Genomic DNA, 23,734 nt, shown 5'->3' on the forward strand with positions numbered 1-23,734 from the left:
ATCCTTAATCGATCAGTTGAGCGTCTTTGAGCGCGCCGAGGGCGGTGAGCCAACGCGGGTCCTGACGATAATCGGTGCTGGCGAAGGCCTGCCCGCGCATCTTCGCGATGCGCGCGGAAGGCTTGACCTTCATGCGCTGCGCCGCGCTGAGCGCCAGTTCGGCAGCGGCGCGGTCGTTGCATACCAGACCCATGTCGCAACCGGCACTCAGCGCGGCTTCGATGCGGCTGGCAGCGTCGCCGACCACGTGGGCGCCGGCCATCGACAGATCATCGCTGAAGATCACGCCGTCGAACTGCAACTCGCCGCGCAGGATGTCCTGCAGCCAGCGTCGGGAAAAACCGGCGGGCTGTGCATCGACTTGCGGATAGATGACGTGGGCTGGCATCACGGCGGCCAGTTGTTTGCTGAGTTTGGCGAAGGGCACCAGATCATTGGCGCGGATCTCGTCGAGGCTGCGCTCGTCGTTCGGAATCGCCACATGGGAGTCGGCTTCGGCCCAGCCGTGGCCCGGGAAATGTTTGCCGGTAGCGGCCATGCCGGCGCTGTTCATGCCGCGAATGAATGCACCGGCGAGCAAGGCAGCGCGCTCGGGATCCCCTTCGAATGAACGGGTACCGACCACAGCGCTGCGCTGATAGTCCAGGTCCAATACAGGGGCGAAACTCAAGTCGAGCCCGACCGCCAGCACTTCGGTGGCCATGATCCAGCCGCATTGCTCGGCGAGATACTCTGCATTCGGGTTATCGGCGATGGCGCGCATCGCTGGCAGACGGACGAAACCCTGACGCAGACGCTGCACGCGCCCGCCCTCTTGATCCACCGCCAGCAGCAGATCCGGGCGAATCGCGCGGATCGCGGCGCTTAGTTCGCGCACTTGGCGAGGATGCTCGATGTTGCGGGCGAAAATGATCAGGCCGCCCACTTCGGGCTGACGCAACAATTGGCGATCTTCGGCCGTCAGCCAGGTACCGGCGACGTCCACCATCAACGAGCCTTGCAGGCCAGCAGTCATAGAGATTCCTTGAAAACGAAAAACCCGATCTGCTTGCATTCGCTACCGTGGGCATTGCCCGGACGGTCAGCAGAATTCATGCAGATCGGGTTCAGTACGAGAGTCGGCATGGCCGGCTAGCTTAGCGGATACCAGCTGCCGCGCCCACCCGTGCGCGGTCAAACCTTGGCGGCGACCGGCATGGATTTACTGCGCGGACGCAATTGCGCACTGGCCATGGCTGTATCGGTGACGCCGGTTTCGGCGCGCATGCCGGCAGCGAGAAACGGCACCATCAGGCGCATCACTTGTTCGATGGAAGTATTGACGCCGAAATCGGTCTCGGCGATCGCGCGCAAGGCCTTGATCCCGGACATGCTGAACGCTGCGGCGCCAAGCATGAAGTGCACGCGCCAGAACAGTTCGATCGGTGGAATGCGTGGCGCCGCTTCATTGACCAGCAGCATGTAGCGGCGGAACACCTTGCCGTACATGTCTTCCAGATAACGCCGCAAGTGGCCCTGGCTTTGACTGAACGCGAGGCCGAGCAAGCGCATGAAGATCGACAGGTCATTACCGCTGCGAGGCTGCACGACGAGCGCTTGCTCGACAAGAATCTCCAGCAGCTCCTCGAGGGTCGGCTTGTTGTCCGGCTTGGCCTGCCGGCGCTCCAGCTCTTTATCGAGACTGGCGCAGAACGGACCGAGGAAGCGCGAGAACACCGCCTGGATCAGCGCCTTTTTCGAGCCGAAGTGATAATTCACCGCAGCCAGATTGACGCCAGCCTTGCTGGTGATCAAACGCAATGAGGTTTCAGCGAATCCTTTCTCCGCGAACAACTGCTCGGCAGCATCAAGAATGCGTTCAACGGTTTCCGACTGGGCCATGGCTACTCCGCCTGACAAACACTTGTTTGAAACATACGTTTCAGCCTGTGCCTTGTCAAGCCTGCCGGTTCGTTTTGGGAATGGTCGGTCAGCTATTTAACCACACAAGGCACCAGCATTAATAAGCGCCCTTCGCGACCGCTCGGCGGGCGGCAAAAAAACGCCCATTGCCAAGACCGCTTCACTGTATATAATCCCAGTCACTGTATAAAAAGACAGAGCGATCAATATGCTAAAGCTGACGCCACGCCAAGCCGAGATTCTGGCCTTTATCAAACGTTGCCTCGAAGACAACGGCTATCCGCCCACCCGTGCGGAAATCGCTCAGGAACTGGGTTTCAAATCGCCAAATGCGGCGGAGGAACATCTCAAGGCCCTGGCCCGCAAGGGCGCGATCGAGATGACCCCGGGCGCTTCCCGCGGCATCCGTATTCCCGGCTTTGAAGCCAAGGCCGACGACTCCACCCTGCCGATCATTGGCCGAGTGGCTGCCGGCGCGCCGATCCTCGCCCAGCAGCACATCGAAGAATCGTGCAACATCAACCCGACCTTCTTCCATCCTCGCGCCGACTACCTGTTGCGTGTGCACGGCATGAGCATGAAGGACATCGGCATCTTCGACGGCGACCTGCTGGCAGTGCACACCACCCGCGAAGCGCGTAACGGCCAGGTTGTGGTTGCCCGTATCGGCGACGAAGTGACGGTCAAACGCTTCAAGCGTGAAGGCAGCAAAGTCTGGCTGATCGCCGAAAACCCCGAGTTCGCCCCTATCGAAGTCGACCTGAAAGATCAGGAACTGGTGATCGAAGGCTTGAGTGTCGGCGTCATTCGCCGCTAAAGGAGGCTTTATGCAGTTCCCACACACACCGCAGCAAACCCAACTGCCTTTATTCGAAGCGTTTCTGGCGCAGCCTATCGCGCCGATCCTCAAAGACGTGGTCGAGCGCGACTGGAATGCCAAGCCTGACGCTTTCAGTGAGCTGTCATTGCGCGGTGCGGCCGGGAATTGCCTGAACCTGCTCGCCCCGATCCTTCGCGAACTCAGTGAAGACCAGGATGCACGCTGGCTCACATTGATCGCTCCGCCCGCCAGCCTGACGCAAACCTGGCTGCGCGATGCTGGCCTGAACCGCGAACGCATTCTTCTGCTGCAACCGCGCGGCACTCAGAGTGCTCAGCAACTGGCGTGCGAAGCGTTGCGACTGGGTCGCAGCCACACCGTGGTGACCTGGCTAAACCCGTTGAATGCCAATTCCCGGCAACAACTGATCAGCGCCGCGCGTACGGGCGAAGCTCAGAGCCTGAACATTCGTTTGGGTTGATTGATGGTAGTGCGCGCTGTGTGAAGCGCAGGGCTTCTCCAAGGACAGAGAAGCCGATCTGAAGCGCAAGCGACCGAGCAAAGGCCAAAGCGTGAATCAATGAAGAACCCGCGGCCCCTCATCCTTATCAAACTCGCCTTCAACCATGCGACCTGCCATCTGCACGCCAACGCTCAACATCGCTTTGGCGATTTCAACGTGCTGGCCTTGCAGGAACGCCTTGGCATCCTCGGAGAAATCCAGCGTCACCAGAGAACCTTCGTCCTCAGCCCTGCGCAGTTCGATTCGGCCGTCTGGTAACTCGACAATTTCTAGAAAGGACGTTGGCATATAGGTCTGTTCTCCACGAAAGGCAGCGATTATATAGACATCATTCGAGCTTCGCTCAGGATCTTGACCAGCAGCATGTTTCAGATTGCCACTGCGCCAAACTACCTCAGCACTCGTTCAAGCCTTCCCGGAAACGCAGGGCCAGACCTTTCAGGTTCTGCCGCCAGCTCTCCAGCTCATCTCGACTCAACTCTTCTGGCGCCTCTTCTTCATCAAGATTTACCGCTTGAATCAGCGGCTGCGTCACGTCGCCTTTCGGCTTGCGTGGCGCCCTCGGTGGCTGAAACAGTGCTGCGTGTGCCGCCAGCAGCTTGGCCAGCCAGGTTTCCGGATTACCGGCCAGCTCGACCATTTCCGCCAGCTCCGGGATCGCGATGGACTCCAGCACTTCGCGCTTAAGCAACTCCTCCGCCCTCGGCGAATTGGCCTGCGGCAGACGATAAAAGCCGGCGATCTCATGACACAAACCCAGCAGTGCGCCGTAGAGGTGAAACAGCGCCGACTCGCGCCCGGCCTGGATCAGCGCCAGGGAATTCATCGCCCGCCCCTCTTCAGCACGAGCCAGAGCCTCGAGTGACAGGCCGGCGAAATAGATCTTCTGGTTGGTGCGGGTATAGAGTTCGTGGGCCATGACGGCAGCCTCCACAACGAAATAATTGCTTCACACAGGTCGGACAGTGTCGTGGATCAGCCGATGCCACCGCAAGCACAAAACAAAAAGGCCGCATGAAACCCTCAAGGTTTCATGCGGCCTTTTCGCTGTTCAGACTAACGCTTACTCAGCCTTGGCCTTTGCGCTGCGCTTGTCTTCAACAGTCCACTTGCCACCGTCGTAATACGCCTTCCAGCCTGTCGGTTTGCCATCGACTTCGGTCTGTACGTATTGCTCCTTGGTCTTGCGGCTGTAGCGGATGACCGCTGGCAGACCGTCAGGATCCTTTTGCGGAGCCTCGCACAGGAAGTGGTACTTCGGATCGATCTCGTCCTTGTGCGGCAGAATCTCAATCACCAGCGGAGCGCGAGTCTCGCGGTTTTTCGGGAACTGACTGGCGGCCAGGAACAGACCGGACGCACCATCGCGCAGGATGTAGGTGTCGTTGACCTTTTCGCATTTCAGCTCAGGCATCTTCACCGGATCCATCTTCGGCGGCGCCGCATCACCGCTCTTCAGCAGCTTGCGGGTGTTCTTGCACTCCGGGTTGGTGCAACCGAAGAACTTGCCGAAACGGCCGGTCTTGAGCTGCATCTCGCTGCCGCACTTGTCGCATTCCAGACTCGGACCTTCATAGCCCTTGATGCGATAGCTGCCTTCTTCGATTTCGTAACCGGCGCAATCCGGGTTGTTGCCGCAGATGTGCAACTTGCGCTTTTCGTCCAGCAGGTAGGCGTCCATCGCCGTGCTGCAGATCGGACAGCGATGCTTGCCACGCAGGACCAGCGATTCCGATTCGCCCTCGTCGTCTGCGGCGATTTCATCGCCCGGCACCAGGTTGACGGTAGCCTTGCAGCGCTCCTTCGGCGGCAGGCTGTAGCCCGAGCAGCCGAGGAACACGCCAGTCGATGCGGTACGAATCTGCATCGGACGACCGCACGTGGTGCACGGAATGTCAGTCATGACCGGCTGGTTGGCACGCATGCCGCTTTCCGGGTTTTCCGCTACTTCGAGCTTCTTCTTGAAGTCGCCGTAAAACTCGTCCAGCACATTTTTCCAGTCGCGCTCGCCCTGCGCCACGTCATCGAGGTTCTCTTCCATGCCGGCGGTGAAGCCGTAGTCCATGAGATTGGAGAAGCTCTCGGACAGACGCTCGGTGACGATGTCACCCATCTTTTCCGAGTAGAAACGACGGTTGTGCAGGGTCACATAACCGCGATCCTGAATGGTCGAAATGATCGCAGCGTAGGTCGAAGGACGACCGATGCCGCGTTTTTCCATTTCCTTGACCAGACTGGCCTCGGAGTAACGCGCCGGTGGTTTGGTGAAATGCTGCGACGGATCGAGCTTGATCAGCTTCATCACATCGCCCTGCGCCATGTCCGGCAGCACGTCATCATCGCCAGGCTTGGCAATCTGCGGCATCACCCGGGTGTAACCGTCGAACTTGAGGATACGGCCCTTGGCGCGCAGTTCGAAGTCGCCAGCGCCGACGCTGACGGTGGTCGACAGGTATTGCGCTGGCAGCATCTGGCAGGCGAGGAACTGGCGCCAGATCAGCTCGTACAGACGCTCGGCATCACGCTCCATGCCCGCCAGCTTGCTTGGCGTAGTGTTGGCGTCGGACGGACGAATCGCTTCGTGAGCCTCTTGCGCGCCTTCCTTGCTGCTGTAGACGTTCGGCGTTTCCGGCAGGTACTTCTTGCCGAACTCGTCTTCGATGTAAGTGCGCGCCATCGCCACGGCGTCGGCCGAGAGATTGGTCGAGTCGGTACGCATGTAAGTGATGTAGCCGGCTTCGTACAGACGCTGGGCCATCATCATGGTTTTCTTCACGCCGAAACCGAGGCGGTTGCTCGCAGCCTGCTGCAAGGTCGACGTGATGAACGGCGCCGATGGCTTGCTGCTGGTCGGTTTGTCTTCGCGCTTGACGATGCTGTAGCTGGAGGACTTGAGCTTCTCCAGCGCAGCCATGGCCTGGGCTTCGTTCAGCGGCTTGAAGGCTTCGCCTTTTTCGCGAGCCACTTCGAAACGCACGGCCGAGCCTTTGGCAGTGCCGAGATCGGCATGCACTTCCCAGTATTCTTCGGGATTGAACGCACGGATTTCGCGCTCACGCTCGACCACCAGTTTCACGGCAACCGATTGCACGCGCCCGGCAGACAGACCACGGGCGATCTTGGCCCACAGCAGCGGCGATACCATGTAGCCGACGACGCGGTCGAGGAAACGACGCGCCTGCTGGGCGTTGACACGATCAATGTCCAGCTCGCCCGGCTCGGAGAAGGCTTCCTGAATCGCCTTCTTGGTGATCTCGTTGAACACCACGCGCTTGTAACGGCTGTCATCACCACCGATGGCTTCGCGCAGGTGCCAGGCAATGGCTTCCCCCTCGCGATCCAAGTCGGTTGCGAGATAGATGGTGTCAGCATCCTTGGCGAGCCGGCGCAGCTCTTCGATGACCTTCTCTTTGCCAGGAAGGATCTCGTACTGGGCTTTCCAGCCGTGCTCCGGATCGACGCCCATGCGCGAGACCAGCTGCTTGCGCGCCTTCTCTTTCGGCGAGAGCACCGGACCTTCGCCCGCAGCCGCCTTGCCGCGCTTGGCGGCTGGCTCTTTGCTGGCGCTAGCCGAACCGCTGGTGGGCAGGTCTCGGATATGGCCGATACTCGACTTCACCACGTATTGGTTACCCAGATACTTGTTGATGGTCTTGGCCTTAGCCGGGGATTCCACAATGACCAGCGATTTGCCCATGGATCAGAAAATTCCTGAATTCTAGAAGTGAAAGGCGGTTGGCGCCTGACGCGGCACCGCTATATATAGTTGATACAAGGTGAGGTCAAGCACAGGGTTGTCTGCGCAGTCGCCTCATGCCTTGTCAAAAAGGCTCGGTTCGGCTTGCACCAAAGCAAAGCGCGGCACCTGCTCGCCGTCAACTTCGACCGACTCGACGAACATGCTCAGCGGGCGCACCCAAAAGCCGTAATCGCCATACAGGGCTTGGTAAAAGACCACTTCTTCTTCGGTTTCGGAATGCCGCGCAACACTGAATACACGGTATTGCGGACCTTTGTAATGTTGGTAGAGCCCAGGTTGTATCGGCATGCTTCGGCCCTCACTGAAATCTTTTCAAAAATAAATAAAAAACCCAAAAACAAAAACCGGGGCACTGGGCCCCGGCTTCCATCGACGAGACGCTTAAACGCGTTCGAAGACGGTGGAGATGCCTTGGCCGAGACCAATGCACATAGTGGCCACCCCGAAGGTGCCGCTATTCTGCTTCATCACGTTCAACAGGGTGCCGGAAATACGTGCACCGGAGCAACCGAACGGGTGACCCAGGGCGATCGCGCCGCCGTGCAGGTTAACCTTCTCGTTCATCTTGTCGAGCACTTTCAGATCTTTCAGCACTGGCAAGGCCTGTGCGGCGAAAGCTTCGTTGAGCTCGAAGAAGTCGATATCGTTGATGCCAAGGCCCGCACGCTTCAGGGCTTTTTGTGTCGCCGGCACTGGACCATAGCCCATGATCGCCGGGTCCACACCCGCTACTGCCATCGAACGGATCACCGCCATCGGCTGGATACCCAGGTCCTGGGCACGCTGCGCCGACATCACGATCATGCACGAAGCACCGTCAGTGATCTGCGACGAAGTACCGGCAGTCACGGTGCCGCCCTTCGGATTGAATGCCGGCTTGAGCGCCGCCAGACTTTCCAGGGTGGTTTCCGGACGAATGGTTTCGTCGTAGTCGTACAGTTTCAGGAAACCGTTCTCGTCATAACCCTGCATCGGGATGATTTCGTCCTTGAACTTGCCTTCCACGGTTGCCTTGTGGGCCAACTGGTGGGAACGCACGCCAAAGGCATCCTGCTGCTCACGAGTGATGCCGTGCATCTTGCCAAGCATTTCAGCGGTCAGGCCCATCATGCCCGAGGCTTTCGCCGCGTACAGCGACATGTGCGGGTTCGGATCGACACCGTGCATCATGCTCACGTGGCCCATGTGCTCGACGCCGCCGACCACGAACACGTCACCGTTGCCGGTCATGATCGCTTGCGCAGCGGTGTGCAGCGCGCTCATCGACGAACCGCACAGGCGACTGACGGTCTGGCCGGCCGAGGTGTGCGGGATCTGGGTCATCAGCGACGCCATGCGCGCGATGTTCCAGCCCTGTTCCAGGGTCTGGTTGACGCAGCCCCAGATCACGTCCTCGACTTCCGCCGGGTCGACCTTGCTGTTGCGTTCCAGCAGTTTGCTGATCAGGTGCGCCGACATATCTTCGGCGCGGGTGTTGCGGTGCATGCCGCCCTTGGAGCGGCCCATCGGAGTACGACCGAAGTCGACAATCACGACGTCTCTAGGATTCAAGCTCATAAGTTCACTCTCACTCTAGTTGGGGGCGCTTAACCGAAGAAGCTCTGGCCGTTCTTGGCCATTTCGCGCAGCTTCGCGGTCGGGTGGTACAGCGCGCCCAAATCAGCGTACTGGTCAGCCAGGGCAACGAACTCGGCAACACCGATCGAATCGATGTAGCGCAGCGCGCCGCCACGGAATGGAGGGAAACCGATACCGTAGACCAGACCCATGTCGGCTTCGGCGGCGGTTTCAACGATGCCGTCTTCCAGGCAGCGCACGGTTTCCAGGCACAGCGGGATCATCATCCAGTTGATGATGTCTTCGTCGGTGACTTCGCGCTGCTCGTAAACGATCGGCTTGAGCACTTCGAGTACCGACGGATCGGCGACTTTCTTCTGCTTGCCTTTCTTGTCGGCCTCGTAGGCGTAGAAGCCCTTGCCGTTCTTCTGGCCCAGGCGCTTGGCTTCGTACAGCACGTCGATGGCCGAACGACGGTCATCCTTCATGCGGTCCGGGAAACCTTCAGCCATCACGTCACGACCGTGGTGACCGGTGTCGATGCCGACCACGTCCATCAGGTATGCCGGGCCCATTGGCCAGCCGAATTTTTCCATGACCTTGTCGATGCGGACGAAGTCGACACCGGCGCTGACCAGCTTGGCGAAACCGCCGAAATACGGGAACAGCACGCGGTTGACCAAGAAGCCCGGGCAGTCATTGACCACGATCGGGTTCTTGCCCATTTTCTTCGCGTAGGCAACGGTGGTGGCGATCGCCAGTTCGCTGGACTTCTCGCCCCGGATGACTTCCACCAGCGGCATCATGTGCACCGGGTTGAAGAAGTGCATGCCGACGAAGTTTTCCGGACGCTTGAGGGCCTTGGCCAGCAGGCTGATGGAAATGGTCGAGGTGTTGGACGCGAGGATGGTGTCCTCTTTGACCTTGTCTTCGACTTCAGCCAGTACCGCTTGCTTGACCTTCGGGTTCTCGACCACAGCTTCGACAACCAGATCGACGTGACCGAAGTCGCCGTAGGACAGGGTCGGACGAATGCCGTTGAGCACTTCAGCCATCTTCGCAGCGGTCATGCGACCCTTGTCAACGCGGCCGACCAGCAGCTTGGCGGCTTCGGCCAGACCCTGCTCGATACCGTGCTCGTTGATGTCCTTCATCAGGATCGGCGTGCCTTTGGAGGCCGACTGATAGGCGATACCGCCACCCATGATGCCGGCGCCCAGTACGGCAGCCTGCTTCACGTCTTTGGCGATTTCGTCGTAGGCCTTGGCCTTTTTCTTCAGTTCCTGATCGTTGAGGAACAGGCCGATCAGGCTCTGCGCAGCAGAGGTCTTGGCCAGTTTGACGAAGCCTGCAGCTTCCACTTCCAGTGCTTTGTCGCGACCAAAGTTCGCGGCTTTCTGGATGGTCTTGATCGCTTCAACCGGCGCCGGGTAGTTCGGGCCGGCCTGGCCAGCCACGAAACCTTTGGCGGTTTCGAAAGCCATCATTTGCTCAATGGCGTTCAACTTGAGTTTTTCAAGTTTCGGCTGACGCTTGGCCTTGTAATCGAACTCGCCGGAGATGGCGCGCTTGATCAGCTCGAGGGCAGCTTCCTGCAAATTTTCAGGGGCGACTACGGCGTCGACGGCGCTGACTTTCAGGGCGTCTTCAGGGCGGTTTTCCTTGCCAGCGGCAATCCACTCGATGGCGTTGTCGACACCGATCAGGCGTGGCAGACGCACAGTGCCGCCGAAGCCTGGGTAGATGCCCAGTTTGACTTCCGGCAGACCGATCTTGGCCTTGGTGGACATGACGCGATAGTCAGCCGCCAGGCACATTTCCAGACCGCCACCGAGGGCGATGCCGTTGATGGCTGCGACGGTTGGCACGTTGAGGTCTTCGAAATCGCTGAAGATCTTGTTGGCTTCGAGATTGCCAGCAACCAGCTCGGCATCCGGCAGCTTGAAGTTGTCGACAAATTCGGTGATGTCGGCGCCGACGATGAATACGTCCTTGCCGCTGCTGACGATCACGCCCTTGATCGAAGCATCTGCCTTGATGGTGTCTACGGCCTGACGCAGTTCGTTCAGGGTTAGACGGTTGAACTTGTTGACGGACTCACCCTTGAGGTCGAATTTCAATTCGACGATGCCACTTTCAAGAGCTTTAACCGTGATGGCTTTACCTTCGTAAATCATCAACTGATCTCCACGATATGGAAGCTGAACAGTACACGTCGGACGCAGGGTTATGGCTCAGAAGGACGCTTTGCTCGTCGATACTGACACCGTCTGCCTGGCACACCCGCCAACGCGATAGTCGGGATTCTGTAGGAGCAGTCTGTAAGACAAACGCTCAATTCATACGCCCGTTTGATTCGGGTACGTCACCTTCACGGAATTTCTGACAATTGTCAATCGCCCTAAATTCGGGCTGAAATGCGACTTTGCAGTCATTTCTGCACCATGATGAGCAGCAACACCCGTCTCGATGTTGAGCCATTCATAGAATCAATAGTTAGAAAAGTCGCCCTAATTTCCGCCGAGCCCTGTTCAGAAGGCTACGCTGGGGGGACTGCGAGGAAATTTGCCGGGGCGATCAAAGCGCCTGCCGCAAAAAAAGATTACCGGCCTGCCTGGCCAACCCGCCCGACGAATCATGTCGGGCTTTTTATTGCGCGTCTGCCGGACGTTTCACACCGTTGCAGTGAGAAAAGTCCGCGCATCACGCCAGTGCTTTCAGCGTCGCGTCGATATCCTGCAGAACCGTCGCCTCGCCCTTCTCACCCCAGTACAAGGCGATCATCTGCTTGTCCGCTTCGATCTTGAAAACATTCCCCGGCAATTTTTCGAAATAATCGAGCAGGGTCCGGTCACTGCAGACTTCCTGCCATTGGTTGACCCACACGCCCGGGGTTTTCTGCCAGTAGGTCCAGCACGCCGGTTGACTGCCACGCCGCGGCCGGTGGTATTGGGCGCAGGGATTCGGCGGCTCCGGCAGCAGCCAGTGCGGCCACTCCTGCGGCGCCAGCTGCATGGCCAGGCCGATGCGTCGCGCTTCCATGCGCAGGGCCATGCGCCCGCTCTGCGTGCGCGACGGGCGCAACCATGCCAGCGGACTTAAAACTACCAGCAGGATTGACACCACCAGCCAGACCGTCATATCTGTACTCCCGATTTTTGATGAGCCCATTGTGTCACTAGCGAACCAATGCGCTTGAAACCAGCCATACTTACCAATATCGAACCCTCAGGAGGAGCACCTCATGCCCTACCACCACATACTGGTCGCCGTAGATCTGACCGAAGAGTGCGACCCTGTGATCCACCGCGCCCGCGAGCTGTCGGTGAGCAACGCTGCCAAGTTGTCGCTGGTGCATATCGTTGAACCTATGGCCATGGCCTTCGGTGGCGACGTGCCAATGGACCTGTCACAACTGCAACAACAACAGTTTGATCAGGCCAAGGAGCGTCTTGAAAAACTCAAATCGAAGTACCCCGAGCTCGAAGGCGCCAATTGCCATCTGACCTACGGCCAGCCACGCCAGGAAATCCATCATTTCGCCAAGGAACAAGCGTGCGATCTGATCGTGGTCGGCAGTCACGGCCGTCATGGCCTGGCACTGCTGCTCGGCTCGACCGCGAATGATGTGCTGCACGGTGCGCCATGCGATGTACTGGCGGTGCACCTGGTCAAACGCTGATCTGTCTTGCAGTTTGTGGGAGCGAGCCTGCTCGCGAATACGTCGGCACATTCAATATGAGTGCTGCCTGACACACCGCTTTCGCGAGCAGGCTCGCTCCCACAGGTGACCTGTTCCAGCCTGTAGATCGCGTTACATATGAAAAGCCCGGCGCTCATCACTGAGCGCCGGGCTTTTTCACATCAGGAGCATTCAGGCATCCAGCTCGGCCCAACGCTCCACCAACGCATCCAGCTCGGCCTGCAATTGCTCCAACGAAGCAATCACTTTGGCCGTTTCCGCCGGCGGACGCTGGTAAAAACCGGCTTCAGCCATTTCCGCTTCAACCGCGGCGATCTGCTGCTCCTTGGCGTCGATGTCGCCCGGCAAGGCTTCCAGCTCACGCTGCAGCTTGTAGCTGAGTTTCTTCTTGGCAACCGGAGCAGCAGCGGCAAGCGCAGCCACCGGAGCCGGCTCAGCGGTAACCACCGCCGAATTCAGGTCAGCCTTGCCCGACTTGCTTTCAGTCACACCCAACAGACGCGGCGAGCCGCCCTGACGGATCCAGTCCTGATAGCCGCCGACATATTCACGAACCTTGCCTTCGCCTTCGAAGACCAGGGTGCTGGTCACCACGTTATCGAGGAATGCCCGGTCGTGGCTGACCATCAACACGGTGCCGTTGAAAGTCAGCAGCACTTCTTCGAGCAGCTCGAGGGTTTCCACATCGAGGTCGTTGGTCGGTTCGTCGAGTACCAGCAGGTTCGCCGGTTTACTGAACAGCTTCGCCAGCAACAGACGCGCACGCTCGCCACCGGACAACGCCTTGACCGGCGTACGCGCACGCTGCGGGCTGAACAGGAAATCACCGAGATAGCTCAGCACATGGCGGCTCTGACCGTCGATATCGATAAAGTCGCGACCTTCGGCGACGTTGTCGATCACGGTTTTTTCCAGATCCAGCTGATGGCGCAACTGGTCGAAGTACGCCACGTCGATGCGTGTGCCCTCTTCCACTTTACCGCTGGTCGGTTGCAGACCGCTGAGCATCAGTTTCAACAGGGTGGTCTTGCCGGTACCGTTGGCGCCGAGCAGACCGATACGGTCGCCGCGCTGCAGGACCATGGAGAAATCCTTGATCAGGAACGGCCCGCCCGGATGCGCGAAGCTCACGTTCTCGAGGACCATCACCTGTTTGCCGGATTTGTCGGCGGTTTCGAGCTGGATGTTGGCCTTGCCGGTACGCTCGCGACGCTCACTGCGCTCAACGCGCAGGGCTTTCAGCGCGCGCACGCGACCTTCGTTACGGGTACGCCGGGCCTTGATACCCTGACGGATCCACACTTCTTCCTGAGCAAGTCGCTTGTCGAACAGCGCGTTGGCGGTTTCTTCAGCGGCCAGCGCAGCTTCTTTGTGCACGAGGAAACTGGCGTAGTCGCCGTTCCAGTCGATCAGGCCGCCGCGATCCAGTTCGAGGATGCGCGTGGCGAGGTTTTGCAGGAAGGAACGGTCGTGCGTGATGAACAGCACGGCGCCCTGGAAATCTTTCAGCGCCTCTTCGAGCCAGGCAATCGCACCGATGTCCAGGTGGTTGGTCGGTTCGTCGAGCAGCAGCAGGTCCGGTTCGGACACCAGCGCCTGCGCCAGCAGCACGCGACGACGCCAGCCGCCGGAGAGTTCGGCGAGGGTCTTGTCGGCCGGCAGTTGCAGGCGGCTCAGGGTGCTGTCGACCAGCGTCTGCAAGCGCCAGCCGTCACGGGCTTCGAGGTCGTGCTGAACGTGCATCAGTTTGTCCAGATCGGCGTCGGTGACGATGTTCTGGCTCAGGTGATGGTATTCGGCGAGCAAGGCGCCAACACCGTCCAGGCCTTCGGCAACCACGTCGAAGACCGTCCGGTCGTCGGCCACTGGCAATTCTTGCGGCAATTCGCCGATTTTCAGACCGGGGGCACGCCACACCGAGCCGTCATCGGGCTTCTGGTCGCCCTTGACCAGTTTCATCATGCTGGACTTGCCAGTGCCGTTGCGGCCGATGATGCACACCCGCTCACCACGGGCGATCTGCCAGGACACCTTGTCCAACAACGGCATAGCGCCGAACGCAAGGGACACATCGCTGAATTTGAGCAGGGTCATGAGCTTCTCCAAAAACCGGGCGCGCATTCTACCTGACTTGAGGCTTCAGCAGGCCGGCAATTTGTCTGTCGAAGCACTCTGCACAACATTTGTTGCGAACTTGTGCAGCGAGGCGCGCAAAGCTTTCGCCGCTTGCTGGCAAAAGGCTAAGCTACAGGCAATTCAGTGCGGATTCCGATCGGCACTTGTCATGATTTCTCTGCCCGGATGTCTCATGCGCAGTCGCCTTTTCAGTGTTTTGTCCTGCTTGTTTCTTACCGCCGCTGCCGCTCAATCCGTCCAGGCGGTGGATTTGTCCACCCAACGCCAGTATTACGATGAAGCCAAACGCGCACTGGCCAAGGGCGATACCGGCCCGTATTTCCGTTACAGCCAGGCGTTGGCCGATTATCCGCTGGAGCCGTACCTGGCCTACGACGAGCTGACCGCGCGCCTGAAGACCGCGAGCAACGCGGAAATCGAGAAATTCCTCGCCGAACACGGTGACCTGCCGCAAGCCAACTGGATGAAACTGCGCTGGTTGCGCTGGCTGGCCGATCGCGGCGACTGGGCGACGTTCGTCAAGTATTACGATCCAAAGCTGAATTTCACCGAACTCGACTGCCTCAACGCGCAGTACCAGATCAGCCACGACAAGAAAGCCGAAGGCTATGCCAATGCGGAAAAACTCTGGCTGACCGGCAAATCGCAACCGGCCGCCTGTGACGCGCTGTTCGGTATCTGGGCTGCCGACGGCCAGCTCACCGAGCAGAAACGCTGGGAGCGCACCAAACTTGCCGCGCAGGCGCGCAACTATCCGCTGGCCAACAGCCTGATAAACGGCCTGACCACCCTCGCCCCGCGCGGTCGCTTGCTGGTCGACGTGGCGCAGAAACCCGAACTGCTCAATCAGCCGTCGCGCTTCACCCCGGCCGACGAGCCGATGTCCGACGTCGTTAGCCTCGGCCTGCGCCGCCTTGCTCGGCAGGACCCGGACAAGGCCATGGCCCTGCTCGACGGTTACGCCAGCAGCATGCATTTCTCACGCGATGAAAAGGTCGCGATCGCCCGCGAGATCGGCCTGACCCTCGCGCGCCGCTTCGACAGCCGCGCGCTGGACGTCATGACCAAATACGATCCGGAGCTGCGCGACAACACCGTCTCGGAATGGCGCCTGCGCCTGCTCTTGCGTCTGGCACGCTGGAACGATGCCTACGAGCTGACCAAACGTCTGCCGCAAGACCTGGCCACCACCAACCGTTGGCGCTACTGGCAGGCGCGCAGCCTGGAACTGGCCGAGCCACAAAACCCGCAAGCGCTGACCTTGTACAAGAATCTGGCGCGGGAACGCGACTTCTACGGCTTCCTCGCCGCAGACCGTTCACAATCGCCTTACTCGCTGAACAACAAACCGCTGGTGCTCAGCCAGGCGCTGATCAACAAAGTGCGAAATACCCCCGGGGTTCGCCGCGCGCTGGAGTTCCATGCACGCGGGCAGATCGTCGACGGGCGCCGCGAGTGGTATCACGTCAGCCGGCATTTCAACCGCGATGAAATGGTCGCCCAAGCCAAACTGGCCTACGACCTGAAATGGTACTTTCCGGCGATTCGCACCATCAGTCAGGCACAGTACTGGGACGATCTGGACATCCGCTTCCCGATGGCGCACCGCGATACCCTCGTGCGTGAAGCCAAGGTTCGCGGCCTGCATTCGAGCTGGGTGTTCGCCATCACCCGGCAGGAAAGCGCCTTCATGGACGACGCCCGCTCCGGCGTCGGCGCCAGCGGTCTGATGCAATTGATGCCCGGCACGGCCAAGGAAACCGCGCGCAAGTTCAGCATCCCACTGGCCTCGCCCCAGCAAGTACTCGATCCGGATAAGAACATCCAGCTCGGCGCCGCTTACCTCAGCCAGGTACACAGCCAGTTCAACGGCAACCGCGTGCTCGCCTCCGCCGCCTACAACGCCGGCCCCGGCCGCGTGCGCCAGTGGCTGCGCGGCGCTGATCACCTGAGTTTCGACGTCTGGGTGGAAAGCATCCCCTTCGACGAAACCCGGCAATACGTGCAGAACGTGCTGTCGTACTCGGTAATCTACGGCCAGAAGCTCAACTCGCCGCAGCCGCTGGTGGATTGGCATGAGCGATATTTTGATGATCAGTAACCGGTAATGCCGGTTACGTAGGAGCTGCCGAAGGCTGCGATCTTTTGATCTGGCTTAACAAAAATGCCCGCACTGGAATGCGGGCATTTTTTAAGTGCAGCAGATCTATCTCTTCTCCTGCGCGACCTTGAGCTTGCCTGCCTCGGTGAGCAGGTATTTCTGAACAGGACTGTTCGGACTCTGAGGGTCCGTCATTTGTACAAATCCCGCTGCCAGCGCGGGTTTAAGGTAGTTGGACCTGAATGTCGCTTTATGTCTAAGGCCCAACTCGCCCATTAACTCGCTGGTTTTCAGCGCCCGGTTATCCAACGTTTGCAACAGCTTCCTTACTGGGTCGGTTACTGGGTCGGCCGCTTGCTCACTTTCAACGGCCTCGCGCAGTGCAAGACTCAACGCCTGAAGCATGTATTCAACAAACGGCGTCGATTCTGCCATCCGCTCCGCTGTCGAGAGCGCAGCGTAATAGGCATCCTGCTGATCCCGGATAACCGCCTCAACTGGCAAGTAGGCAAGCACCGGTCGCCACTGACTTAGAATCAGCGTTTGCCAGAGACGCCCCATCCTCCCATTTCCATCCGCGAAAGGATGAATGAACTCGAATTCGTAATGGAAGACACAGCTGATGATCAGCGGATGCCAATCGGATGAGCCAAGCCATGCCAAGAGGTCATCGATCAAATGCGCAATCCGACTCGGCGGCGGCGCCATATGCACCAACTGATCGCCTCGATAGATGCCAACGCCCGTACGGCGCAGTTGCCCGCAATCCTCGATCAAACCTTTCATCAATAGCTCGTGGGCCCGCAAAAGATCAGCCTTGCTGGCCGGATCCCAAGCGGCCATCGACTCATAAGCCTCGAAAGCGTTATGGACTTCCTGTATCTCTTTGGGCAGCCCCAAGACACGCCGCCCGGCAATGACCGCAGTGACCTGTTCAACACTCAATGTATTGTTTTCGATAGCCAGCGAAGCCTGAATCGTACGGATTCGATTGCTTCGACGCAGCTGAGGCGTCTGCCTACTATCGTCCACAGCCAGGAGTTGACCTATCTGTTCGCTGATTTCGGCGATCAGCGTAATCATTCGTGCAGTCAGGGTCAGCGGCGGCTGATAACGACTCATATCCTCATCCTGGAAATCATGCAGTTCGTAATGATGCCCGATGTTGGCGCCATGCATCAGTTCTGTTTAGTCGCCTCATAACCATCATTAAACTGCAACGCCGCCAGCCGTGCGTACAGCGGATTGCTGGCGATCAATTGCTGATGTGTCCCCACCGCTACCAGCTTGCCTTGATCCATCACTGCAATCCGATCAGCGTTCTTCACCGTGGCCAGTCGGTGCGCGATGACCAACGTGGTGCGGTTTTCCATCAGCGTTGGCAGGGCTTGCTGGATCAGATGCTCGCTCTGGGCGTCGAGGGCACTGGTGGCTTCGTCCAAGAGCAGGATCGGCGCGTCTACCAGCAAGGCGCGGGCGATGGCCAGACGTTGGCGCTGACCGCCGGACAACCCGAGGCCGCCGTCGCCGAGATGAGTCTGATAGCCGTCCGGCATTTGTTCGATGAAGTCGTGGGCGTGGGCAATTCGCGCAGCTTCCTTGACCTGTTCAAGCGTGGCCGTCGGGCAGCCGTAGCGGATGTTGTCCTCCACACTGCCGAAGAACAACGCAGGGGTTTGCGAGACCAGGGCGAAACAGCGGCGCAGATCCAGCGGGTCAAGGCTGGTCAGCGGCACGCCATCGAGGAGAATCTGCCCCTCGCGCGGATCGTAGAAGCGCAGTAACAAGTCGTAGACCGTGGATTTTCCCGCGCCCGACGGCCCCACCAGTGCCAGGGTTTCGCCCGCCCTCACTGTCAGACTCAAGCCATCAACTGCGAAGCTTTGCGGACGCGACGGGTAGGAAAAACGCACGTCGCGCAGTTCAAGTTCGCCTTTGACTCGCGCTGGCAAAGTGACCAGTCCGGTCGACGGTGGCTGGATGATGTTTTCCGAGCGCAGCAATTCCGCGATGCGTTCAGCAGCACCCGCAGCGCGTTGCAGCTCTCCGATCACTTCGCTCAGCGTACCGAACGCACTGCCGACAATCAGGCTGTAGAAAACGAATGCCGCCAATTCCCCGGCCGAGATACGCCCGGCCATAACGTCCATGCCGCCGACCCACAACATCACCGCCACCGCGCCAAGCACCAGCACGATCACCAGCGTGATCAGCCACGCCCGCTGGAAGATCCGTTTGCGCGCGGTTTCGAACGCCTGCTCGACGGTCGAGGCGAAACGCTGCTCGTCCTGCACCTGGTGGTTGTAGGCCTGCACGGTTTTGATCTGGCCGAGGGTTTCCGACACATAACTGCCGATATCGGCGATGCGATCCTGGCTCTGGCGCGACAGATTGCGCACGCGGCGGCCGAAAATCAGGATCGGCGCGATCACCAGCGGCAGTGCAATCACGACAATGCTGGTCAACTTCGGATTGGTAATGAACAGCAGCACTACACCACCGATCACCATCAGCAGATTGCGCAGGAACAGCGAGAGCGACGAACCGATCACCGATTGCAGCAAGGTCGTGTCAGCGGTCAGGCGCGACTGGATTTCCGAGCTGCGGTTGTCCTCATAAAAGCCCGGATGCAGATACACCAAGTGATTGAACACCTGACGGCGAATGTCGGCGACCACGCGCTCGCCTATCCACGACACCAGATAGAAACGGGCAAAGGTGCCAAGGGCCAGCCCGAGCACCAGCAGCATGAAAATCCCGATGGACTGATTGAGCAGATGCGGCGATCGGGTCATGAAGCCCTGATCGACCAACAGTTTGATGCCCTGCCCCATCGACAGGGTGATGCCAGCGGTGACGATCAGCGCGAGCAATGCGCCGAAGGCATGCCAGCGGTACGGCAGGAGAAAATGACTGGTCAGGCGCAGGGCGCGCCGGTGCCGGGAAGAAAGCATGGAGATCATGGAGTTCACGTCTGTGCAGATGGATCGGGCCAGCCTACAGACTCAGATGGGGTGGAACTCTGTAAATCACAATGAGTCAGGTTAAATATGCCCGGGATGTCCGGATGCTAGAAACGATTGGTCTAAGGTTGCGGTTGAGACGAGCGGTCATTTCTGTTTGAGTAGAGATGCCGCCCGCCGACAGACCGCAGGGAGTTGTCACAGCCTGGTCACGTGGCGGTTTTAACTTAGGCACACAACCTGATGAGGAGACAGGCCATGTCCTTGCAACACAGCAGCGAAGACAAGATTGAAGTGATCCGCACCAAACCCGACCAGTCTCTGGGTTGCTCGATTATCGATGAGCAGGGCCGCGAAGTACCGATCACTGAAGACATGATCCAGGACGCTTGCCGCGAACTGGAGAAGCGATTGGTCAAGCCTGTCGAACAAGAGTGATACAGCCAACGCCTTCCTGACCCGGCCCTGATTGGCCGGGTTTTTTATATCTGTAATTTAGCTGCGAATCGTGTAGGAGCTGCCGAAGGCCGCGATCTTTTGATCTCCAAAAAGCAAGATCAAGAGATCGCAGCCTCGTTTCACTCGACAGCTCCTACAGGACACGGGTTGCCCCCAGCGCCTCAACAATCTGCCGCAACCCCGGCGCATCACCTTCGATTCGCACCTTCAGCCCTTCGATCTCGCGTCGCACCGGATACTGCTTGCGCAACGCGTCAAACGCCGCACGCTGCTCAGCGACATTTCCCACTAGACTGCGGCGGAAATCCGCATCATCGCGGCGCGGGTCGTACACGCCCCGGCACAACATCGCCAGCGCCCACGCCGGGTCGCTGTCACAGTGCAGGGATACCTCCGACAACCATGCCGCTGGCAACAGATCACTCAACTGGATAACTGCAGGTTGGCCGCTGAAAGCGCAGTAGGCTTGATAGATTTGCGCGGTCCCGCGTTGCTTGCCGTCGAGGCTGTAACCGGCAATATGTGGCGTGGCCAATAAGCAGAGCTCGGCCAGCGCAGGGTCGACTTCCGGCTCCTTCTCCCAGACGTCGAGCACCGCTTGCAGGTCCTCGCGCTCCAGCAGCACCTCACGTAGCGCAACGTTATCCACCACAGGGCCGCGCGCCGCGTTGATCAACCATGCACCCTGCTTGAGTTGCTGCAAACGCTGTTGATCGAACAGGTGCCAGGTTGCAGAGTCGCCGCTGCGGGTCAAAGGCGTATGCAGGCTGATCACGTCGCACTGTTCGATGATCTGCTCGAGGCTGACATAATCGCCGCCCTCGGCAGCCTGACGTGGCGGATCGCAAACCTTGACGTTCCAACCCAGGCCCTTCAGGACCTTGATCAAGCGCCCCCCCACTTCACCGGCGCCGACAACGCCGTAAGTACGCTGCGTCAGATCAGCCCCTTCGATTTCGGCCAGCGTCATCAGACTGCCCAGTACGTAATCGACCACACCCCGAGCATTACAACCCGGCGCGCTCGACCAGCAGATGCCGGCCTCATTGAAGTAATCCAGATCCAGATGATCGGTGCCAATGGTGCAGGTGCCGACAAAGCGCACCTTGCTGCCCTCGAGCAGCGCACGGTTGACGTTGGTCACCGAGCGCACCAGCAACACATCGGCCTGCGCGACCGTCGCGCGGTCAATGGAGCGGCCCGGCACTCGGCGGATGTCGCCGAAACCGGCAAAAAAGGCATCGAGCAGCGGGATATTTTCGTCGGCAACAATCAGCATGGCGGGCTCCTTGGGCGGATCGGCAGTTTAGGTGCTGACGCGTCGATCAGCCAGCAGGGTTTGCGCTTACAAATACGCAACAGAGGATATTTCCTGACCGAGGCGTCAGCGGCGTAGAATGCGCCGCTCTGCGCATCAATACTTTCTGGACGCTTTGCCTGTGAACCCTGTAACTGACCAACCTGTCGCCGTCTCGCTGAGCCGCCCTGCGCGGATTCGCCTGGAGTTGAAAAACCTGCTCGCCCTGGCCCTGCCGATCATCATCGCGCAACTGGCGACCACGGCCATGGGCTTCGTCGATGCGGTGATGGCCGGGCGCGTCGGGCCCAAGGATCTGGCGGCGGTGGCGCTGGGCAACTCGATCTGGGTTCCGGTATTTCTGTTGATGACCGGCACCCTGCTGGCCACCACGCCAAAGGTCGCGCAGCGTTTCGGCGCCGGCAAGCACAGCGAGATCGGCCCGATCGTGCGTCAGGCGTTGTGGCTGGCACTGGTAGTCGGATTGATCGCTACCTCGATGCTGGTCGCTGCCGAACCGGTGCTGCACTTGATGAAGGTCGATCCCGAGTTGATCGGCCCGTGCATGCAATATCTGCACGGCATCGCCAGCGGCTTGCCGGCGGTGGCCTTCTATCACGTACTGCGCTGCACCAGCGACGGCATCGGCCGCACCCGCCCGGCGATGGTGTTGGGCCTGTGCGGTCTGGCGCTGAACATTCCGCTGAACTACATCTTCATTTATGGCCACTTCGGCGTGCCGGCCATGGGCGGCGTTGGCTGCGGCTGGGCCACGGCAATCGTGATGTGGGTGATGGCGCTGGGCCTGGCCGGGTACGAACGCTGGGCACCGGCCTATCGCTCAAGCGAACTGTTCAGCCGTTTCGACTGGCCGCAGTGGGCGGTGATCAAACGTCTGCTGTCGATCGGTTTGCCGATCGGCATCGCGGTGTTTGCCGAGTCGAGCATCTTCGCCGTGATCGCCCTGCTGATCGGCAGCCTCGGCGCGACGGTGGTGGCCGGGCATCAGATCGCGCTGAACGTCAGCTCCCTGGTGTTCATGATTCCCTATTCGCTGGGCATGGCGGTCACCGTGCGTGTCGGCCAGGCGCTGGGCCGCGAGGAACCGCGTGAGGCACGTTTTGCCGCTGGAGTCGGCATGGGCACGGCGCTGGCCTACGCCTGCCTGTCGGCGAGCCTGATGCTGGCGCTGCGCGAGCCGATTGCGGCGATCTATACCGCTGATCCAACGGTGATTCACATTGCCGCGATGCTGATTGTCTACTCGGCGCTGTTCCAGTTTTCCGATGCGATCCAGGTGACTGCCGCCGGCGCACTGCGTGGCTATCAGGACACTCGGGTGACGATGATCCTGACTCTGTTCGCCTACTGGGGGATTGGTTTGCCGGTGGGTTACGCGCTGGGCCTGACCGATTGGCTCGGCGAGCCACGTGGGCCGAGCGGCTTGTGGCAGGGTTTGATCGTCGGCTTGAGCTGCGCTGCACTGATGCTGTCGATCCGGCTGACACGCAGCGCGCGCAAGCGGATTCGGATCAGTCGTTCGGCGGGTTGAGCCTTTACGCAAGGCAAAAAAATGTGGGAGCGAGCCTGCTCGCGAATGCGGTGAATCAGTCGCCATCAATAGTGACTGAGATACCGTTTTCGCGAGCAGGCTCGCTCCCACAGTTGTTCTATGTGTAGCCGCTGTTAAGCGTCTTTCTTGCGAATCCAGTACAGATAGGTGCCGGCCTCTTCGTGCTGGCTGACCAGTTCATGGTCAAGAAACACGCAGAACTTGGGGATATCACGCTTGGTCGAGGGATCGGTGGCGATCACCTTGAGCAGGCCGCCGGGTACCAGATCGCGAATGTGCTGGTGCAACATCATCACCGGTTCCGGGCAATTCAGGCCGGTGGCGTCGAGGGTGCCGTCGACCGCGGTATCGATCATTTCACTCATGGTTCACTCCAGAAACTGGTCGGCATTGTCGCGCATTGCTTGGGATATCGTCCAACCCATGTGGGAGCGAGCCTGCTCGCGAAGGCAATCCGTCAGCCCCACCGCTTTCGCGAGCAGGCTCGCTCCCACAGGTTCAGTGTTGTGTCAGCGCGATTTGGGTTTTCTGGTGTCGTGCCGGCGCAGATGACAAGTCACTTCCTCGCGGTCGTGATACAGCTGCTTGCAACCGATATCAACCTTGATCCCACGCGCCTTGAAACCGTCGGCAATGCGCTCGAGCAGACGTTTCACTTCGGCATAACGCTGCTTCATTGGCAGCTTCAGGTTGACCACTGCTTCGCGGCAATGTCCTTCGCCGATCCACTCTTCCAGCATCGCCGCGTTACGCGCCGGTTTCTCGATGATGTCGCAAACCATCCAGTCCACCGGCTGCTTCGGCTTGAAGGTAAAACCGTCCGCCATCAGATGCTGGACCAGTCCGGTTTCCATCAGGCTTTCAGCCATCGGGCCGTTGTCGATGGCCGTCACCAGCATGCCACGGTTGACCAGTTGCCAGGTCCAGCCGCCCGGCGCGG

The 23,734-nt window shown here is 59.6% G+C and carries 21 protein-coding genes; 6 read left to right on the forward strand and 15 right to left on the reverse strand.

From position 1 onward, the window contains the following. Nucleotides 1–4 precede the first annotated feature (4 nt). Together nagZ and D6877_RS03690 are read right to left on the reverse strand one after the other, a co-directional pair. A complete protein-coding gene (gene nagZ / locus D6877_RS03685; RefSeq protein WP_130909894.1) occupies nucleotides 5–1,015 on the reverse strand; it encodes a beta-N-acetylhexosaminidase in 1,011 nt (336 codons plus the stop codon). Between the two features lie 158 nt (nucleotides 1,016–1,173). Continuing rightward, a complete protein-coding gene (locus D6877_RS03690; RefSeq protein WP_130909895.1) occupies nucleotides 1,174–1,881 on the reverse strand; it encodes a TetR/AcrR family transcriptional regulator in 708 nt (235 codons plus the stop codon). A 229-nt stretch (nucleotides 1,882–2,110) separates the two neighbouring features. Between D6877_RS03690 and lexA the strand changes: the two genes are divergently transcribed. Continuing rightward, on the forward strand, nucleotides 2,111–2,719 hold the full coding sequence (lexA, locus tag D6877_RS03695; RefSeq protein WP_016775490.1) for a transcriptional repressor LexA: 609 nt from the start codon (nucleotides 2,111–2,113) through the stop codon (nucleotides 2,717–2,719). Nucleotides 2,720–2,729: 10 nt separating this feature from the next. After that, nucleotides 2,730–3,203, forward strand: coding sequence for an SOS-induced cell division inhibitor SulA (gene sulA, locus D6877_RS03700; RefSeq protein ID WP_041477346.1), 474 nt, complete (start codon nucleotides 2,730–2,732; stop codon nucleotides 3,201–3,203). 96 nt (nucleotides 3,204–3,299) lie between these two features. On the opposite strand, the gene D6877_RS03705 is transcribed toward sulA, so the two are convergent. The 7 genes from D6877_RS03705 to D6877_RS03735 form a co-directional block, all read right to left on the reverse strand. Beyond that, nucleotides 3,300–3,533, reverse strand: a complete 234-nt coding sequence (locus tag D6877_RS03705) for a hypothetical protein (protein WP_007953047.1) — start codon at nucleotides 3,531–3,533, stop codon at nucleotides 3,300–3,302. Nucleotides 3,534–3,639: 106 nt separating this feature from the next. Next, nucleotides 3,640–4,164: a DUF6586 family protein gene (locus tag D6877_RS03710; RefSeq protein ID WP_130909896.1), complete on the reverse strand. Its 525-nt coding sequence runs from the start codon at nucleotides 4,162–4,164 to the stop codon at nucleotides 3,640–3,642. A 144-nt stretch (nucleotides 4,165–4,308) separates the two neighbouring features. Continuing rightward, the gene (topA, locus tag D6877_RS03715; RefSeq protein ID WP_130909897.1) at nucleotides 4,309–6,942 is read right to left on the reverse strand and encodes a type I DNA topoisomerase; all 2,634 of its coding nucleotides are present in this window, start codon (nucleotides 6,940–6,942) and stop codon (nucleotides 4,309–4,311) included. A 114-nt stretch (nucleotides 6,943–7,056) separates the two neighbouring features. Further along, the gene (locus D6877_RS03720) at nucleotides 7,057–7,293 is read right to left on the reverse strand and encodes a DUF1653 domain-containing protein (RefSeq protein WP_016775494.1); all 237 of its coding nucleotides are present in this window, start codon (nucleotides 7,291–7,293) and stop codon (nucleotides 7,057–7,059) included. Between the two features lie 93 nt (nucleotides 7,294–7,386). Next, nucleotides 7,387–8,562, reverse strand: a complete 1,176-nt coding sequence (gene fadA, locus D6877_RS03725) for an acetyl-CoA C-acyltransferase FadA (RefSeq protein WP_016775495.1) — start codon at nucleotides 8,560–8,562, stop codon at nucleotides 7,387–7,389. A 29-nt stretch (nucleotides 8,563–8,591) separates the two neighbouring features. Next, on the reverse strand, nucleotides 8,592–10,739 hold the full coding sequence (gene fadB, locus D6877_RS03730) for a fatty acid oxidation complex subunit alpha FadB (protein WP_130909898.1): 2,148 nt from the start codon (nucleotides 10,737–10,739) through the stop codon (nucleotides 8,592–8,594). Nucleotides 10,740–11,265: 526 nt separating this feature from the next. Next, nucleotides 11,266–11,703 carry a hypothetical protein gene (locus tag D6877_RS03735; protein WP_024013641.1) on the reverse strand — a complete coding sequence of 146 codons (438 nt, stop codon included), beginning with the start codon at nucleotides 11,701–11,703 and terminating at the stop codon, nucleotides 11,266–11,268. A 103-nt stretch (nucleotides 11,704–11,806) separates the two neighbouring features. On the opposite strand from D6877_RS03735, the gene D6877_RS03740 reads away from it, so the two are divergent. Next, the gene (locus D6877_RS03740; RefSeq protein WP_016775498.1) at nucleotides 11,807–12,244 is read left to right on the forward strand and encodes a universal stress protein; all 438 of its coding nucleotides are present in this window, start codon (nucleotides 11,807–11,809) and stop codon (nucleotides 12,242–12,244) included. 192 nt (nucleotides 12,245–12,436) lie between these two features. Here the strand turns inward: D6877_RS03740 and D6877_RS03745 are convergent, their stop codons facing one another. Next, nucleotides 12,437–14,359: an ATP-binding cassette domain-containing protein gene (locus tag D6877_RS03745; protein WP_125918334.1), complete on the reverse strand. Its 1,923-nt coding sequence runs from the start codon at nucleotides 14,357–14,359 to the stop codon at nucleotides 12,437–12,439. Between the two features lie 214 nt (nucleotides 14,360–14,573). Between D6877_RS03745 and D6877_RS03750 the strand changes: the two genes are divergently transcribed. Beyond that, the gene (locus D6877_RS03750) at nucleotides 14,574–16,502 is read left to right on the forward strand and encodes a transglycosylase SLT domain-containing protein (RefSeq protein ID WP_130909899.1); all 1,929 of its coding nucleotides are present in this window, start codon (nucleotides 14,574–14,576) and stop codon (nucleotides 16,500–16,502) included. A 105-nt stretch (nucleotides 16,503–16,607) separates the two neighbouring features. Here D6877_RS03750 and D6877_RS03755 read toward each other — a convergent pair whose 3' ends face one another. Continuing rightward, entirely contained in the window at nucleotides 16,608–17,624 is a 1,017-nt protein-coding gene (locus tag D6877_RS03755; RefSeq protein WP_130909905.1) for a Fic family protein, read from the reverse strand. A 56-nt stretch (nucleotides 17,625–17,680) separates the two neighbouring features. Beyond that, nucleotides 17,681–19,465 (reverse strand): ABC transporter transmembrane domain-containing protein, encoded by a 1,785-nt coding sequence (locus D6877_RS03760; protein WP_178083625.1) that lies wholly within the window; start codon nucleotides 19,463–19,465, stop codon nucleotides 17,681–17,683. Nucleotides 19,466–19,723: 258 nt separating this feature from the next. Between D6877_RS03760 and D6877_RS03765 the strand changes: the two genes are divergently transcribed. Next, a complete protein-coding gene (locus tag D6877_RS03765; RefSeq protein WP_130909900.1) occupies nucleotides 19,724–19,903 on the forward strand; it encodes a PA1571 family protein in 180 nt (59 codons plus the stop codon). A 154-nt stretch (nucleotides 19,904–20,057) separates the two neighbouring features. Here D6877_RS03765 and pdxB read toward each other — a convergent pair whose 3' ends face one another. Continuing rightward, complete coding sequence (gene pdxB, locus D6877_RS03770) at nucleotides 20,058–21,203, reverse strand: 4-phosphoerythronate dehydrogenase PdxB (RefSeq protein ID WP_130909901.1); 1,146 nt, start codon at nucleotides 21,201–21,203, stop codon at nucleotides 20,058–20,060. A 160-nt stretch (nucleotides 21,204–21,363) separates the two neighbouring features. Between pdxB and D6877_RS03775 the strand changes: the two genes are divergently transcribed. Beyond that, nucleotides 21,364–22,773, forward strand: coding sequence for an MATE family efflux transporter (locus D6877_RS03775; RefSeq protein ID WP_038862250.1), 1,410 nt, complete (start codon nucleotides 21,364–21,366; stop codon nucleotides 22,771–22,773). Between the two features lie 134 nt (nucleotides 22,774–22,907). Here the strand turns inward: D6877_RS03775 and tusA are convergent, their stop codons facing one another. Further along, a complete protein-coding gene (gene tusA, locus D6877_RS03780) occupies nucleotides 22,908–23,147 on the reverse strand; it encodes a sulfurtransferase TusA (protein WP_178083627.1) in 240 nt (79 codons plus the stop codon). 156 nt (nucleotides 23,148–23,303) lie between these two features. Further along, nucleotides 23,304–23,734 (reverse strand): 23S rRNA (cytidine(2498)-2'-O)-methyltransferase RlmM (rlmM, locus tag D6877_RS03785; RefSeq protein ID WP_130909907.1); only part of this gene is annotated, 431 nt, incomplete at its 5' end.

This window comes from Pseudomonas sp. Sample_9 (assembly GCF_004307535.1).
GTDB lineage: Bacteria > Pseudomonadota > Gammaproteobacteria > Pseudomonadales > Pseudomonadaceae > Aquipseudomonas > Aquipseudomonas mercuritolerans.

Excerpts from the sequence above, each read along its gene's own strand:
- D6877_RS03705 (WP_007953047.1), bottom strand. The coding sequence starts at position 3,533 with ATGCCAACGTCCTTTCTAGAAATTGTCGAGTTACCAGACGGCCGAATC.
- D6877_RS03720 (WP_016775494.1), bottom strand. The coding sequence starts at position 7,293 with ATGCCGATACAACCTGGGCTCTACCAACATTACAAAGGTCCGCAATAC.
- D6877_RS03710 (WP_130909896.1), bottom strand. The coding sequence starts at position 4,164 with ATGGCCCACGAACTCTATACCCGCACCAACCAGAAGATCTATTTCGCC.
- D6877_RS03755 (WP_130909905.1), bottom strand. The coding sequence starts at position 17,624 with ATGAGTCGTTATCAGCCGCCGCTGACCCTGACTGCACGAATGATTACG.
- sulA (WP_041477346.1), top strand. The coding sequence starts at position 2,730 with ATGCAGTTCCCACACACACCGCAGCAAACCCAACTGCCTTTATTCGAA.
- D6877_RS03745 (WP_125918334.1), bottom strand. The coding sequence starts at position 14,359 with ATGACCCTGCTCAAATTCAGCGATGTGTCCCTTGCGTTCGGCGCTATG.
- lexA (WP_016775490.1), top strand. The coding sequence starts at position 2,111 with ATGCTAAAGCTGACGCCACGCCAAGCCGAGATTCTGGCCTTTATCAAA.
- D6877_RS03750 (WP_130909899.1), top strand. The coding sequence starts at position 14,574 with ATGCGCAGTCGCCTTTTCAGTGTTTTGTCCTGCTTGTTTCTTACCGCC.
- D6877_RS03690 (WP_130909895.1), bottom strand. The coding sequence starts at position 1,881 with ATGGCCCAGTCGGAAACCGTTGAACGCATTCTTGATGCTGCCGAGCAG.
- topA (WP_130909897.1), bottom strand. The coding sequence starts at position 6,942 with ATGGGCAAATCGCTGGTCATTGTGGAATCCCCGGCTAAGGCCAAGACC.
- D6877_RS03760 (WP_178083625.1), bottom strand. The coding sequence starts at position 19,465 with ATGATCTCCATGCTTTCTTCCCGGCACCGGCGCGCCCTGCGCCTGACC.
- nagZ (WP_130909894.1), bottom strand. The coding sequence starts at position 1,015 with ATGACTGCTGGCCTGCAAGGCTCGTTGATGGTGGACGTCGCCGGTACC.
- pdxB (WP_130909901.1), bottom strand. The coding sequence starts at position 21,203 with ATGCTGATTGTTGCCGACGAAAATATCCCGCTGCTCGATGCCTTTTTT.
- D6877_RS03765 (WP_130909900.1), top strand. The coding sequence starts at position 19,724 with ATGTCCTTGCAACACAGCAGCGAAGACAAGATTGAAGTGATCCGCACC.
- D6877_RS03740 (WP_016775498.1), top strand. The coding sequence starts at position 11,807 with ATGCCCTACCACCACATACTGGTCGCCGTAGATCTGACCGAAGAGTGC.
- fadA (WP_016775495.1), bottom strand. The coding sequence starts at position 8,562 with ATGAGCTTGAATCCTAGAGACGTCGTGATTGTCGACTTCGGTCGTACT.
- D6877_RS03735 (WP_024013641.1), bottom strand. The coding sequence starts at position 11,703 with ATGACGGTCTGGCTGGTGGTGTCAATCCTGCTGGTAGTTTTAAGTCCG.
- fadB (WP_130909898.1), bottom strand. The coding sequence starts at position 10,739 with ATGATTTACGAAGGTAAAGCCATCACGGTTAAAGCTCTTGAAAGTGGC.